This window comes from Actinomadura miaoliensis (assembly GCF_039536785.1).
In the GTDB taxonomy this organism is placed as follows: Bacteria; Actinomycetota; Actinomycetes; order Streptosporangiales; family Streptosporangiaceae; genus Spirillospora; species Spirillospora miaoliensis.
Map to the genome: position 1 here is coordinate 58,734 of NZ_BAAAZG010000024.1, position 14,437 is coordinate 73,170.

The 14,437-nt window shown below is 66.5% G+C and carries 9 protein-coding genes; 6 read left to right on the top strand and 3 right to left on the bottom strand.

The annotated features are described in order from the left end of the window. Positions 1–160: 160 nt before the first annotated feature. From ABD811_RS19060 to ABD811_RS19070, 3 genes are all read right to left on the bottom strand, one after another. Positions 161–2,725: a heavy metal translocating P-type ATPase gene (locus tag ABD811_RS19060; protein WP_344949127.1), complete on the bottom strand. Its 2,565-nt coding sequence runs from the start codon at positions 2,723–2,725 to the stop codon at positions 161–163. A gap of 274 nt (positions 2,726–2,999) precedes the next feature. Next, positions 3,000–3,641 (bottom strand): hypothetical protein, encoded by a 642-nt coding sequence (locus ABD811_RS19065; protein WP_344949130.1) that lies wholly within the window; start codon positions 3,639–3,641, stop codon positions 3,000–3,002. Beyond that, positions 3,638–3,889: an SHOCT domain-containing protein gene (locus tag ABD811_RS19070; RefSeq protein WP_344949133.1), complete on the bottom strand. Its 252-nt coding sequence runs from the start codon at positions 3,887–3,889 to the stop codon at positions 3,638–3,640. The genes ABD811_RS19065 and ABD811_RS19070 overlap by 4 nt, the downstream gene beginning before the upstream one ends. Positions 3,890–5,230: 1,341 nt before the next feature. Between ABD811_RS19070 and ABD811_RS19075 the strand changes: the two genes are divergently transcribed. The 6 genes from ABD811_RS19075 to ABD811_RS19100 all read left to right on the top strand — a co-directional run. After that, positions 5,231–5,944, top strand: coding sequence for a hypothetical protein (locus ABD811_RS19075; protein WP_344949136.1), 714 nt, complete (start codon positions 5,231–5,233; stop codon positions 5,942–5,944). Beyond that, entirely contained in the window at positions 5,937–7,910 is a 1,974-nt protein-coding gene (locus ABD811_RS19080) for a hypothetical protein (protein WP_344949138.1), read from the top strand. Before ABD811_RS19075 ends, ABD811_RS19080 begins: the two co-directional genes overlap by 8 nt. Positions 7,911–7,940: 30 nt before the next feature. Next, positions 7,941–10,013, top strand: a complete 2,073-nt coding sequence (locus ABD811_RS19085) for a hypothetical protein (RefSeq protein ID WP_344949140.1) — start codon at positions 7,941–7,943, stop codon at positions 10,011–10,013. A 520-nt stretch (positions 10,014–10,533) separates the two neighbouring features. Beyond that, on the top strand, positions 10,534–13,758 hold the full coding sequence (locus ABD811_RS19090; protein ID WP_344949142.1) for a hypothetical protein: 3,225 nt from the start codon (positions 10,534–10,536) through the stop codon (positions 13,756–13,758). Continuing rightward, positions 13,703–14,128, top strand: coding sequence for a hypothetical protein (locus ABD811_RS19095; protein WP_344949145.1), 426 nt, complete (start codon positions 13,703–13,705; stop codon positions 14,126–14,128). Before ABD811_RS19090 ends, ABD811_RS19095 begins: the two co-directional genes overlap by 56 nt. Positions 14,129–14,182: 54 nt before the next feature. Beyond that, on the top strand, positions 14,183–14,437 hold a 255-nt coding region (locus ABD811_RS19100; RefSeq protein WP_344949148.1), incomplete at its 3' end, for a transposase.

Below are 14,437 nucleotides of genomic sequence, written 5' to 3' on the forward strand. Positions count from 1 at the left end.
GTCAGGCGTGGCTGTTGTAAAGCCGCGGTGCGCCGTCGGGTATGAGATCGCACGCACCGTCAGTAACGATGCCCACCCAGCTGCTTTGTCGGTGACACAGACGCGGGTGGAGGTCCATGAAAAGCGGAGAGGCGCCAGCGTCACGCAGAGCTCCTTGAGCTCATCGCGCCGATCCGAACGGGTGGGGCAAACGTCGTGGTGGGCTTGGTTGTGGCTGGGAGGGGTGCGCGGTTGGGTGCCAGCGGCGTAGCCGTCCTGCGTTCGTGACCACCGACAGGGATGAGGCGGCCATGGCGGCGGCGGCGATGATCGGGCTGAGCCGCAGACCCAGGAGCGGGTAGAGAGCTCCGGCGGCGATCGGGACACCGACGGTGTTGTAGACGAGAGCGAAGAACAGATTCTGGCGGATGTTGCGCATCGTGGCCCGCGAGAGCCGGATCGCGGTGACCACGCCGGTGACAGAGCCGGAGATCAGGGTGATGTCGGCGGCTTCGATGGCGACGTCGGTACCGGTGCCGATGGCCAGGCCGATGTCGGCGGCGGCCAGAGCGGGAGCGTCGTTGATGCCGTCGCCGACCATGCCCACGCGGCGGCCTTCGGCCTGCAGGCGGCGGATCTCTTCGGCTTTGTGTTCAGGCAGGATCTCGGCCAGCACGCGGCCGATGCCCACCTGGTCGGCGATGGCCGCGGCGGTGCGCCGATCGTCTCCGGTGATCATGACCACCTGGAGGCCGATGCGGTGCAGGGCGGTGATGGCTTCGGTGGAGTCGTTCTTGAGGGTGTCGGCCACGGCGAGCACGCCGGCGGGGCGGCCGTCGATGGCGGCGAGCACCGGTGTCTTGCCCTGGGCGGAGAAGGCGGCGGCGATCGGATCAAGGGTGCTGGTGCCGATGTCGGCGTCGCCGAGCAGGCGGGCGGTGCCCACCAGCACGGCACGGCCGTTGACGGTGGCCTGTACGCCTTTGCCGGTGACCGACTCGAACATGCTTGCCGCGGGCAGTGTCAGCCCGCGTTCGCGGGCGCCGGCGACGATGGCGCCCGCCAGCGGGTGCTCGCTGTCGGCCTCGGCGGCGGCCACCACTGCCAGCAGATCGGCTCCGGTGAATCCCGAGGCCGCGTGCACGTCGGTGAGGGCGGGCTTTCCGGTGGTGATGGTACCGGTCTTGTCCAGCACGATCGTGTCGAGTTTGTGCGCGGTCTCCAGAGCTTCGGCGGAGCGGATGAGGATGCCTTCCCGTGCCCCTTTGCCGGTGCCGACCATGATCGACAATGGGGTGGCGAGCCCGAGCGCGCAAGGACAGGCGATGATTAGTACGGCGACTGCGGAGACCAGGGCCAGGGTGAAGGCGGGAGCGGGTCCGGTGGTGAACCAGAGGGCGAAGGTCGCGATGGCGATCGCGATCACAGCGGGCACGAAGTAGCCGGAGACCGCGTCGGCGACACGCTGGATCGGCGCCTTGGAGGCTTGTGCCTGCTGAACGAGGTGGATGATCTGGGACAGCATGGTGTCGGCGCCGACCTTGGCCGCCCGTACCCGCAGCGATCCGGTGCCGTTGACGGTCGCGCCGATCACTTCGTCACCGGGGTGTTTGGTGACCGGTATCGGTTCGCCGGTGATCATGGACTCGTCCACCGCCGAGGATCCGGACAGCACGACGGCGTCGACGGGCACCTTCTCCCCAGGGCGGATGAGGATCTCGTCGCCGACGGTCACGTCCTGGACAGGGATCTCGGTCTGGGCCCCGTCGCGCAGGACGTGGGCGGTGCGGGCCTGCAAGCCGAGCAGAGCGCGAATGGCCTCGCCGGTGCCGGCCTTGGCGCGGGCCTCCAGGAGCCGGCCGAGAAGGATCAAGGTGAGGATCACTCCGACCGCCTCGAAGTACACCTCCCGTACGCCGGCGGGCAGCATGCCGGGGGCGAGCGTGACCAGAAGGCTGTATCCGTAGGCGGCGCTGGTGCCCAGGGTGATCAGCGAGTTCATGTCCGCCGCCCGGTGGGCCAGCGTCAGCCAGCCAGTGCGGTGGATCGGCCATCCGGTGTAGAACATCACCGGAGTGATCAACACCAGCTGCAGCCAGTGGTTCAGCAGCACGGCCGGCACCCAGGCGGCATGGAACAACTCGTGTGCCATCACCGCGACCAGCACCGGCGCCGTGAGGACCGCGCCGAGGGTGACCCGGCGGGTCAAATCCGTGATCTCCGCGCGCCGTTCGGCGGCTTCGGCCGCCTCCGCCTCGGCCGCGGCGCCGTCATCGCCGGGCGGCACCGCCGGTTTCCCGCCCGCGGGCACGACGGCCACGCTCCCGCCCCCACCGCCGTCGCCGACGCGGACACCCGAGGGCGGTTCGGTGGCCGGTTCGACCAGCAGCGTGCCGTGGATCATGTTCATCCCGCAGGCGAACCCGAATCGGCCCGCCTGCCGGGGACGCAGGCGCACCGTGGTGCGTTCGAACGCCGGCAGCGCCGCGCTCACCCGCAGATCGGGAAAGACAACACGCGCGGTGCAGTCACCTGACTCCTGCCGATCGAACACCAGCTCCACCGGCATCCCCTGGCGAACCCGGATCAGGTTCGGGGTGTAACCGCCCCGCACCCGAATCTGAATGCGCTGCACCCCACCGTCGATCCGCGCGGAGCGGGCGCGTCGTGGCCCGAAGAAGAACCAGGTCAGCCCCCCGATCAGCGTCAGCGCGGCCAGCACCACGACTACGTCGGTGATTCCCATGGCACGCGTTCCCTCCTGTCGGATCCCCCGCCTTTCACTCTCGATCGCCATACCGCCGCAAGGTAAGGGCCGAATGTCCGCCGGATGGGGCCGGATGGCCCTGCCGCCGCAGTCAGGGTGACGGAGTCCTTCCGTTTGCCGAGTGGGCTGGCCGCATCGTCCTCCGCCTGGCCGCCGCCATCGCGGACCGTCATGCTCACCGCCCTCACCGTCGGGGCCGGCTGCCGTGCACGGTCTGCCGGCGGGTGGGTTGGGGCGGGGCTGCCCGGTGCGCTTACCGGGTGACGTCGAGTTCGGTGAACATGCCGGCCGCGTAGTGGCCGGGCAGGTTGCAGATCAGCTCATAGCGGCCGGGCCCCAGGTGCACGGTGGTCCATCCGCTTGCGCCGGGCGCGATCCCCATTGGGTGCCCGGCCCCGGCACCGCACGTACTCGACGCCTCCCCGAGGCTGCCGCTCTCATCGACTGTGCTGTCGGTGCCGATGGGGCGCCGCCCGACGTGTTGACCAGCCGACAGGGGCATCACCATCACTTCATGCGGCCAGGAGCCGGTGTTGTACGCCCGTAGCGACACCGTGCCCTGCCGTACCTGGGCACGGTCGGCGGACAGGCGCATCATGCCGCGCATCGGCATGTACCGCCACCAGTCGGAATTGCCCATCCTTTTGGGATGGCCCGTCGTCGGGCCGGCATGGTACGGGCCGCCCATCATGGCTCCCATGTCGGTCAAGTCCACGTTCACGACCGCACCGGCCAGCGCGGGTGCCCGGCACCCCACGCCGGAGGCGGCGCCGCCCAGACCCGCCGGACCGCCGCCGACAGCGGCGGCGAGGGCGGCCGTTGAGGCGGCGCCCAGCACCAGCGCCCCCGCTGCCCCCGCCGCGAACCATCCCCGGTGGCCGCGGATCGCGATCATCGGCGGGCCCGCAACAGTTCCAGCCGCTGCCTGTACTCGTCCGCGTCGACCTCTCCGCGGGCGAAGCGCTCGGCCAGCACCTCCTCCGCGCGCGGCGGCCGGCTGGTCGCATCCGGGCCGCCGGTGTGCCGAGCACCGCCGATGTAGCGCACCAAGGCGACGATCCCCGCGACGATCAAACCCCAGAAAAGGACCATGATCACGCCCATGCCCAGCCAGTAACCGGGACCGTAACCCCACATCATCACCGAACCCTCCCCGAGGGCGCATCCAGAGCGTCCATACCGTCAGCGTGCACCGATCAACGGCCGGTCCCGAAAGGGCCGTTCGGCCCCGGGCCCAGCGCCGAAAGTCCATCCCATGGGTGGACAGGGCTGGCTGGACGGTTCAGCAGTCGTGCTCACAGACGTCCTCTGGCTGGCACAGCACGTCTGACGCCCTCTGGTGCGGTAGGCCCCCTTGCCGACCAGGCTCTGCTGAAACAGAAGCCGGCGCAGAGTGAGGGGGACGATGGCCGGACGCAGGGCGGCGCGTTTCCGGAAGCTGGAGCGGCTGGCCTGCCGACCGCGGGCGGTCCTGCCGAGGGAGGCGCTGGAGGGTAGGGCCACCGTTGTGGTGGACGACGGGATCACAACGCGGGCGGCCGTGCGTGTGGCACGTAGTGTCGCGCGGACCGAAGGCGCGGACCCGGTAAGGGGGAGGGCGCGGACCCCCGCATCGGGAGGGCACGATGCGTGGGCCCTGGACGAGACAGCTTCATCGCCGGGGGAAGGAGTCTGGCCGGACATCCCAAGAGCCGTGAGCCTGCGATCAGTGCTTGTGGGCGTCATCGGCGCCATGGCGAGGCGTGGGCACCAACGAGGGGACGGTCGTCGGGATGGTGGCGCCTACTCCTCTGATGGCTCGGACCTCTGGTGTGTCTGTGAGGGTGCGCAGGGCCCGAGGTAAGGCCTCAGAGGAAGTTCAGAGGGTTCATGCGCTCGAACTCATACTCTCCTCAGAGGAACCTGGTCTCCTCGGTTCGGCCGATGGCGCAGAGGAACGGCGGTCCCGGCATCGTCCGCGTGACAGGAGGATGTCGATCTTCAACAGCATGCGTGGCGGTGGGCGGTGGCCAACCGTACGCCGGGCGGGAGCCTTCCATCGGGGAAGGCGATCGCAGACCAGTTCGGGCGTAGCGAGCGCTGGGGGCGGCTGGTCAAACAAGCTGGCCTTGCCGGACGACTCGACGCGGCTGCCTCTTGAGGATGACGGCCAAACGTGCCAGCAGATAGGCCGGGGCGAGGGCGGCCAGGGCGAACGCGCGACTGCCGCCCCGTTGCTGGGCATGATATGTGGGCGCACCTGTACCAGGCCCAGCGCCAATGTCCGCGCAACTCGGAGACTGTGTCCACCCAGCAGACCCCCCGGCTGGCAATCGCTAAGAGATCATCTCGGACGTGCGAGCCAGGGGCCGAGCTGGGTCAGTTATGAGCGGTACTTGCTCGTTCGTCTGATAGTAGCGGTCTCAAGGGTGCGGAGATTGACCACTTCCGGTAATAGGTTTACGTGGGGATTGAAGTACGCCTACCGGCCTCTATGCTTGGTCGGTGTACCAAGAGTTGCCGAGCTCGGGAGTGGACGAACCGGTCACCTCCCGGGAGCAGGACGCGGTGCGCATCCTGCTGCTCATCGACGGTGCGTGTGAGCCTGTCAATGATGTTGAGCGTGCCGATCCGAGACTCGCCGAGGCAGTAGGCGTACTCAGGACTCAGGTACTGCTGCAGAAGCTGGATTTCTGGCTGCGGAATCCCGACTACCTCGCGGATGAACTACTCACAGAGTACGAGGAGAACAAGGATTCGTCGCTGCTTACGCATGCCGCGACCATCTTGGACTCTGAGGAGCCGGAGGTGCGGCGTTATCCGATGCTCCGACATCACTTCGGGGCGTATGAGCCCTTGGAAGACGCGTTGGCGGTGCTGCGTAGTGCGAACCTGGTGGTGCAGCGCCGTCGTGGCACCGTTAACCGGGTGCGGCAGTACGACTATTTTCTGCTGAGAGCGGGACGGACCGTGGCTCGCGAGGTGATCCGTGAGGCGCCAGCCTTCCAGTACTACATCGATCGGATTCGCTTGGTGCTGATGCTGGCGGGTGGTCTAGGGGGCAGTCAATTGAAGATGCGGCAGTACCTTCAAGCTGAATACGCCGATGCGGTCCGCGGGGAACGGATCGGTTCTGTAGCGGCTCGTGCCCGCATGCGGCTGGAGAAGCTGCGGGAACAGGCACAGGTGGCAGAGGCCCGGATGAGCAAGCATGACTGATCACGAAGTGCTGCTGGAGACGCGGATCGCGGATCGCGCCGGTGTCCAAGTAGAGGATGTGCGGGACGTGTTCACCGCGTACGGGCTGCCGTTGATCAGCCCACCCGCTAGACCGCGCAATCTGCGGCTTCATCGGCTGCGCGTCTCCGGGGTGCGGTCCGGGAAAGTATATCCGGGAGAGTTCGACACCACTCTGCGATTCCATGAAGGTTTGACCGGTTTGGTGGCGGCCAACCTTCGAGGCAAGACCAGCGTCCTGGAATTGGTGACGTGGTGTCTGCGTGGGACCCCCCGGGAACTCAACGGGGTGCGGCATTGGCTTCAGGAACTGGACCTCGACGTCATGGTGGCTGGACAGCCCTTGGGCTTTCGGCTGAACCTGGCTGATGAGGAGGTATCCTCAGCGGTCGTGTTGGCAGCTTCTGACATTGCGGCGCTTGGGGCGGTACGTGAACCAGATCCTGCACACGACATTGTGCCGTTGCTACGGGCAGCCAACTCGGAGAGCTACTCCGAGCAGGTCCAAGCTTTGATGATGGACAGGCTGGATCTGCATCCGCTCGTTAACAGCTACCAGGAGACCGGATCGCAGACCCATGGTTGGCCCGCCTACTTCGGCGCGATCTACCTGCCCGCCGGGCGCGACAAGGCTCTGCTCGGCGATGTGCTCACAGGCGGCCTGCCGGGTCGACTCCTTCAGGTGTTTTTGGATCTGCCGGCGGCCGCTGCGCTGACCCGGGTCAAGACCACCTCTGATGTGCTGGCCGCCAAGCGTAAGGCCCGGCAGGCCGAAGACCGAGCCGCGCGCGACAAGCGCAATGCGGAACGCAGCCAGATCGAGGCGCAACTCGGCCAAGCACGTGAGCGCCTTGCTGGCATCAGCGTTGGTGAGCCCGGAGATCGGGAGTCGTTGGCCGACCTTGCGGCAACAGCGGTCAGGTTGGCCCGTGACCTCGCGGATGCTCAGGACAGCTGGAATGAGGCGATGCGCGCACATCGCCGCGCTCGTGGCCAGCGACAACGCGATGAGAAGCTCCTCAACGACGTCACCGAGAGCGCCACAGCCCGAGCTCTCTTCCACGGGCTGGATCCGAAGGCGTGCCCACGCTGTGACCAGCCGATCGCCGGAGAACGCCGGCGTCAGGAACACGAGAGCCATGAGTGCGCTGTTTGTTCCCGGCCGGTACCGAGCGATGACGATACTCCGGAGGAGGTCATCTACGAGGCCCAGCAGCGGCTGGAAGACAGCAGAACGATCGAGAAGCTGGCAGGGGAGGCCTTGGAAGACCAGGAGGCGGTGGTGGCACGGCTGTCGGGGGAACTGGAGGACTCTCAAGAGCGCCTCCGCCGCGCCGAGTCCGCAGCGCAGGTGCCGGTCCGGGCCGAGGCGCGAGAAGAAGTGCTGCGCTTGGAGGGAGCCTTGAGTGTGTTTCCAGAGCTCCCGCCTCTGCCAGATGATCCGATTGAGGAGAAGGCACTCAAGGTTCTTAGGGCCGCCACCAAGATCCTGGAAGGGGACCACGAGACGGCTGCCAAGGCACTGTTTGCGGAGCTCAACAAGGCCATCGTCGAGCTCGGGGTCCGGTTCGGCATTGACTCGCTGGAGTCGGTGAAGATCGACCGGGCCGCGCGCCTGGAGGTTACCAAGGGGGGCGGCCGCCCCGGTTTCTTCGGGGCGCAGAGCCCTGGGGAGCGCCTGCGGCTCCGCATTGCTGTGGTCATCGCGCTGCTACGAATCGGGGCCGCGCACAACGTGTCGACTCATCCGGGACTCTTGCTGATCGACAGCCCCAAGGCGGAAGAGACCCAGGACCTCGACCTCCGCACCCTGTTGGGGGAGCTGTCCGCAGTAGCCTCGGAGAACAACCTGCAGGTATTGATCACCACCGTAGACCGTGCTCTGGCCCATGATGTATTGCCGAAGGAGAACATCATCGAGTCAGAGGGCAACAAACCGTTGTGGTGACGCATGCCGGTGCCCGGAAGGAGACCAGGCGTGGCGGAGCTAGCTGACAAGCTGGGCGCGCTGGCGGCTTCTGGCCGGACAGTTACTTTTCACGCTGCGGGTCTCGAGGAGGCCCTGGTTCGGACCCAGGTAGCCGAGGTAGCGGCTGGCCCTTACGCCCCGCTGCTGGCCGAGGCGGTTGCCCACGCTTTCGAACACGCCGATCCGCAATGGGCAGCAGTGGCGAAGCTGTTCCCGGTCGGGTTCGCCAACCAGCGCAGCTTCCTCGCCCTGGCCGAGTCTCTTGAGACGCTCCTGGGCAGCGCTCCAGCAGCCCAAGCCTTGGGCAAACCACTGAACGCAGCTCTCTTGGACGGTCTGAACGAGGCTGTGGACGAACTCCCGCTGGTCGCTGCCGCGCGCTTGGAAGGCGCGGTGCGGCTGGCAGCATCGAACGCGGTGTCCCCCTACCGAGTATGGGGCACCCTGGATGAGTTGCCAGCCGATGGCCCCGAGGATTTCTTGGAACGCCTGCCACGCATCCTTGGTGTTGCCCTTGACTGTTGGGCAGAGCAAGAGGGCAACGTGGGCAACACCGCGAGGGACATGTTGGAACGGCTGTCTGTTACCGAATCCACCGATGCCGACGCATTGTTCGAATTGGGCTGTGACCGGCTGCGCAGCGCGCTGTCGTCGCGGGACCTGCCTACCGCGAGCACTCGGATGAGTGAGGCCCGGGCGTTCTTCGCATCTGTGGATGTGGCGGAAGAAGCACGCGAAGACGCTGCCACGTATCTGGCTGCATGCGAGGCGGTATTGGGATTCACCACAGGTGACACAGCCAGGGTGGTCAGGGCCGCCGACAGCATAGAACGAGCTTTGGAGCAACGGACGGCGTGGCTGCACGGCACCCACCAGCCGACCTGGATGCAACCGCGTCTAGTTACGGAAGCGGCATGGGGGCGGTTTCTTCTCCTGCTCCGCACCGGCTCGCAGACGCTGGACGAGCCTGTGTGGATGGACTCTTGGCAGGCGCTGGACGCCGTGCTCGCCGTCTACCAGGCTGCTCGAACAGTACGTCCAGTTGGGAGCAGAGGGGATGCCGCCGGGTTGGCCGCCTTGGTCGAACCTGTCATTGAAGACGGTTTCCTGCGCGAACAATCATTTATGAACGCCCTCAGACGTGCCGCCGCCCGACCACAGGACTACCCCGGGCCAGTGTTCGACACCGCAACGGCCACCACCATCATCGAGCGGATCGATGCGCGGGAGGCCAAAACCGAGGCGGCCAGGGAACACGAAGAGGGTGAAGACGAGGACTCTGGACGAGAAGCGGCAGCTGAACGCCTGCATCGACTTGCCCCGACCGTCATCCAGCGACTCGGATTCGACCGGGCGATGCGCCTGGTGAAGGGACTGGACGATGCAGCGGTTAGCGATGTGGAGGGTCTGGCCTATGCGAGCGATGTGTCGCGCCTCAAGGCCTCCGATCCTTTGATCATCCCGCTCCTGGAGCGTTTCATCCAAGAGCTGTCGGACCACCCGGCGTTTACCGGCGACGTCCGTCACACATTTAGCGTCCTGGTTGAACAGACTCTGCTGTTCCTCAAGAGCCGTTCCGACCTGACGCGCACGAGTCTTTTCGGGCCCGGCAAAAAGAATGACCCCCCATACGACTACAGGCGCAAGCCAGGGAGGGGGCAGCGCGTAGCCGTCGAAGGAGATTTGCAGCGCGACTTTCACGGATGGTTGATGGCCGGTCCGCTGCAGAGCATCGTTCTTGTTGAGCCCATCGATATCGGAATGGGTCGTGCTGACGTCATGGTCCACTTCGGGGCGCTGCGCTATCTGACCGAGATCAAGCAAGACAGTGCCGACAACACCCACGCCCATATCGAAGCCGAGTACCTCACCCAGGAAACCGAGTACACCAACACCAATGCTCCATTCGGTCAGTTGCTAGTCCTCGACCTGACTCCAAAGACCCACTCCGAAGGAACCAGGCGCGTTGACGAACTCGCCTGGATAGCCACCCATCGGCCCAAGGGCGCTGAGACTGACCGCTACGTACTGGCGGGGATTGTGACCGGGAATCGAATCACGCCTTCCGCGTACTCCCGCTAGTTGAGAGCGTCCGGGCCAGGCGAGCAGTACGGCCCGGATTTGCTAGGGATCGTCCGTGTTCTACGCCGTGATCCACTCGGTGGACCAGATCGCACAGCGTCTCCCGCCTGACCACCGCTCTCATGCCCTAGAGAACAGGCGATCCGGACATCCAGCAGCGCGCGTGGCAGTGGGCTTTTCGCGGGTCCCCGTCGTACCAGAAGGTCGAACCTAGGCACGTGATCACGTCACAGCGCGCTGATCCGCAGCCCGCGCTGTGACAACGCCTGGACCGGTGCTGGGTTCCGGGAAGGTCATCTCTGTCATCGCGGTAGGGGGCGCCCAATGCAGGGGTTTCCTTGGTGGGCGGTCGCGGGTAGTACTGGCGAGCACCTTTGGAATCCGACCCCGGGTGACAAGTTGTGTCCATGACCTTCGTGCCTGCAGAGTGTCGGTGGTGCCCTGCACACTCATGTAGGTGACTCAGTCCAACTTCACTGGATCTCGCTCGCGTGAGTCGTCCGGACTGGACGGTGCGCTCGTGGGCCTGGCGCAGGATTCGTGGATCACCTATGTGGCCGACCCGAATCTGAGGATTCCTCCGGAGCCTGGTCGCCCGGGGAACAAACCGGCTGGCGAAGATCTGGACCTGAAGATCGGCTGGGAGCGGTTCGAGAAGCTCGTGCTGGCGGTGTCGCGTCGCGTCCTCGGGCTTCGCGGTATCAAGTTCCGTCGGTACGGCGTCCGGGGCCAGACACAACACGGCATCGACCTGGCGGGTCGTGAGCTGGACGGCCGCCACACCGTCATTCAATGCAAGGACTACCAGGAGTTCACCGCTGGGGATCTGCGCGCGGCGGTCGAGAAGTTCGCCGACGGAGAGCGGCCGTTCGATGCGTACCGCCTGATCATCGCCACATCCGACTACACCCACAACACCAAGATCGTTGAGGAGTTGGATCGACTCCAGGACGAGCATTCCGATCTGGAGTTGGATCTGTGGGGAGCCGAGCAGATCAACGAACTTCTCCTCTGGCACGCCGACATCGTCGCCAGGTTTTGGACGCGCGAGACGGCGGAGGTGTTCTGCACCGGGGCACCGCTTCCGGGAGTGCCGGCACCGCCGCTCGACCGGCAGGAACAGGCAGAGCGCATTCTCATCGGACCTCTCCAAACCGCTGAGGTCACGCCGATCCTGCGTGAGGCGGACGCCAAGCTCTCGCAGGGACCGGCGGAGTCCGCCGAACTGTACGGCGATCTGGCGGTCCGCTTGCGTGACGCCGGCTTTCGCGGGCATGCGACCGTGCTGCGCAACAGGCAACTCGACGCCCTCCAGAAGGCCGGACTGACCGATGACGCGGCGGGGCTTGCGGCACATCTCGCCGCGATCGCGCTCCACCACGGCGACCGGCATGAGCCGAGGATTCTTCAACGCCTGCTGGAGTCGCTCGCGCGCGACGCGATGTCCGCGGGAACGTGGCAGGCGGCCGCGATCAAGCAGCATGCGAGACTGATCCGCGCGGCTGTTGCCACCGTCCAGCGTCCGCTGGGGCCTCCGGACGTCCTTCGTGAGGCCTTGACCGCGGAGACGACCGCCGAGCCGGGGCAGTACCGGCCCCTGTTGGTCTTGCTGCTTGCCGAGGACCTCCTCGCGACCGCGCCCGACCAGTTGCCGGAGCTGGACGACCTCATCAACGAAGCCATCGCCCAAGCCGCCCAGCGACCGATTTCCGACGTCGAAGACGACATCGTCGTTCGACTTCGGCTCATTCGCGCCGAGTACGACGCAGTCGAGCGTCGCCAACTCCTAGGGGAAGCTCGGCGCCATCGCGTGCCGGGTCGACATGCCGCACTGATCAGCGCGCGTGAAGCCCGGCGATGCGCACTGGAAGGCCGGGCCGAAGACGCGGTCGTCAGTTGGCGAGACGCCGTACACGACAGCATCCACGCCGGATTGACCGACGCGGCCGCGGACTGGCTCTACGCCCTCCGAGCCGTGCACATCCGGTACGGGCTGCGTACCACCGAGCTCGACGAAGAGCACCACCTCGCCCAGGGCCTGCGCGCCATGGGAACGGGCCGACTGCTGAACCGGTTTCGCAATCCCAAGGAACAGGCGATGTCAGCCTGGATCGGCAAGAAGCCCATCGAGGCGGTCCTGTCGGCCCGACGCTGGCTGATCGACAACGTTGTCACCGGTAGCTGGACCCACGAAATCGATGCTCTTGAGCTGCTCGCGGATCTGTATAGGGAGAACCGCGAGCCCGCACTCGCCGCCCTCCACTACCAACGAGCCGGCAAATCCGCGAAGCTCACCGAGCTTGCCAAAGAGGCGGGAGATCTCCTGCTTCCTGCGGGGCCGCTCGAAAGTGCCCCCTGGTGGGTGCTGCACTCTCGCGCGGCACTGGTGGCGGCGCAGGCGGATCTTCTTGATGACCGTTCCGCAGCCGTACTCCTCGGCGAGCTTACGGAAATGGCCGCGCGGGGCCGGGCTGGTGAGCTGGCCGACTCGCCGAACCAGGCGCTCACCCTCCAGGCCGCCAGAAGCGCCTGCACCCTGGCGGCTCGGGGAACCGCCGCCCAGGCCACGGCACTCCTCGAACTACTCTCCCAAGACGTCCACCGCGAACCCGGCCACTACTGGGACACCGACGATCAGCACGCCGCCGCGTGCGTGAGGATCGCGCGCGCTCACCCAAGTGTTGCCATGGTCGCCTTGACCAGGCTGTTCGACCTGGCCGACCAAGGCGTCGACAAAGCGCTCGAACTACTGGCAGGCGACGAGGTGCTCGCACTGCTGGGAGCGTTTCCGCGTCACGACGGCTACTTCGGCGACTCAGCCAAATCCGGTCCGCTGACCGGGAGCGAGCAGTCCGCGCTCCGCGCCCGGGCGATTCAGTTCGCTGAGGGCGAGCACTACCTGGCCGACGTTGTCGGCTTCGCGCTCGACCCCGGACATCCCTTCGTGCGCGAACGCGCCGAACAAGCGCGTGACCGCATTCTCAACCGGCTCGAACCCGCTCCCGGACACGCTGAGCGAATCCTGGTGGTCAGCGATTCCTACCTCGTCAGCGGCCTCAGTACCGCAGACCAGCGGGCCTGCCTTGAAAAGCTGCTGGACGTCGCAGAAGACGTACGCGAGCTGGCGACGAACCGGCAGAGCGCCCTCACCGGAGCCCGCAACCTCGTGGCCCCACAGCCGGAGGAGGTCAAGCGCGTGGTCTTCTCCCGCAGCAGCGCATTCGTACTCGGTAAACGCAACGGCAGCCGATTTGATGAGCTCATGGGTAACTCCCATCCGCTCAGTTGGTTCAAGGCCGATGCTGGGTCCGCGTCCCTGCGCGGGCATGGACTACGGCTCGCCATGGCTTCGGCCACCACGGACCATCAGCGACAATGGGTTCGGGAGCAGGCGGTCGCGCTGCTGAGCGAGGGCGATGCCAGCGACATGGAGGCCGCCGCGGTGACACTCGCCCAACTCCCATCGGAGATCACCGCTGGAGTCAACGTCAACCTCCTCTCCGCGCACAATCATGTCGACGTCCGCTGCGCGAGCGCGGTGCTGTACACGCGGCGGCCGAGGCGGTACCACAACGCGGCAATGCGTTTGGCCAAGGACCGCGATGCCCGGGTACGGCGCACCCTGGCGGAGGCGGCCGCCAAAGCGCCGCCGGAGCATTCCGAAGACGTAGCGCCGATCCTCGCAGTGCTTGCCCACGACGCTCGCCACAGCGTGCGCACCGCTGTCGTGTCTCCGGCAACCTGACTACGACGCCGCCGAGGAATCCGCCCGCACGACGTTCGCGGTGACGGGAGCCAAGGTGGCTCGCCTGCGCGATCGCGCTCGTCCCGGTTTGCTGACCACGAGGCTGCTGACGCTGGCCACGATGATCGTGTGCCCGTTCGAGATAGCCACCGTCGCCACGCTCGGCGGTGACAGCATGATCGGCACCTACTACGGCCTCTACAACACGATCTCCGGCATCGGCGTCGCCGCTGGCAACCTCCTCACCGGCGCCGCCCTGGACCTCGGCCACCAAACCAGCCTTCCCGCCCTGCCGTGGTGGACCCTCGCCGCACTCGGAACAGCATGCGCGATCGCAGTACACGCTCTTAGTGCGTGTTTGAGAAGTTGATCTCGGTCGGTGTGTCTACGTGATCGTTGGTGCGGGTTCGCCCAGGATGGCGGGATGTCTCGGCAGTCGTGTTACCCCTCAGACCTGACCGACGACGAGTGGGCGCTGGTCGAGCCTCTGCTGCCTGCGGCCGGCAGCGGAGGCCGCCCGGAGAAGCACCCGCGGCGCGACATCGTGGACGCGATCCTGTACGTGGTGCGCACCGGCTGCGCGTGGCGGCAGCTGCCCGCGGACTTCCCGCCCTGGCAGACGGTGTACTGGTACTTCGTCCGGTGGGAGAAACAGCGGGTCACGCTGCGGATCCTGGAC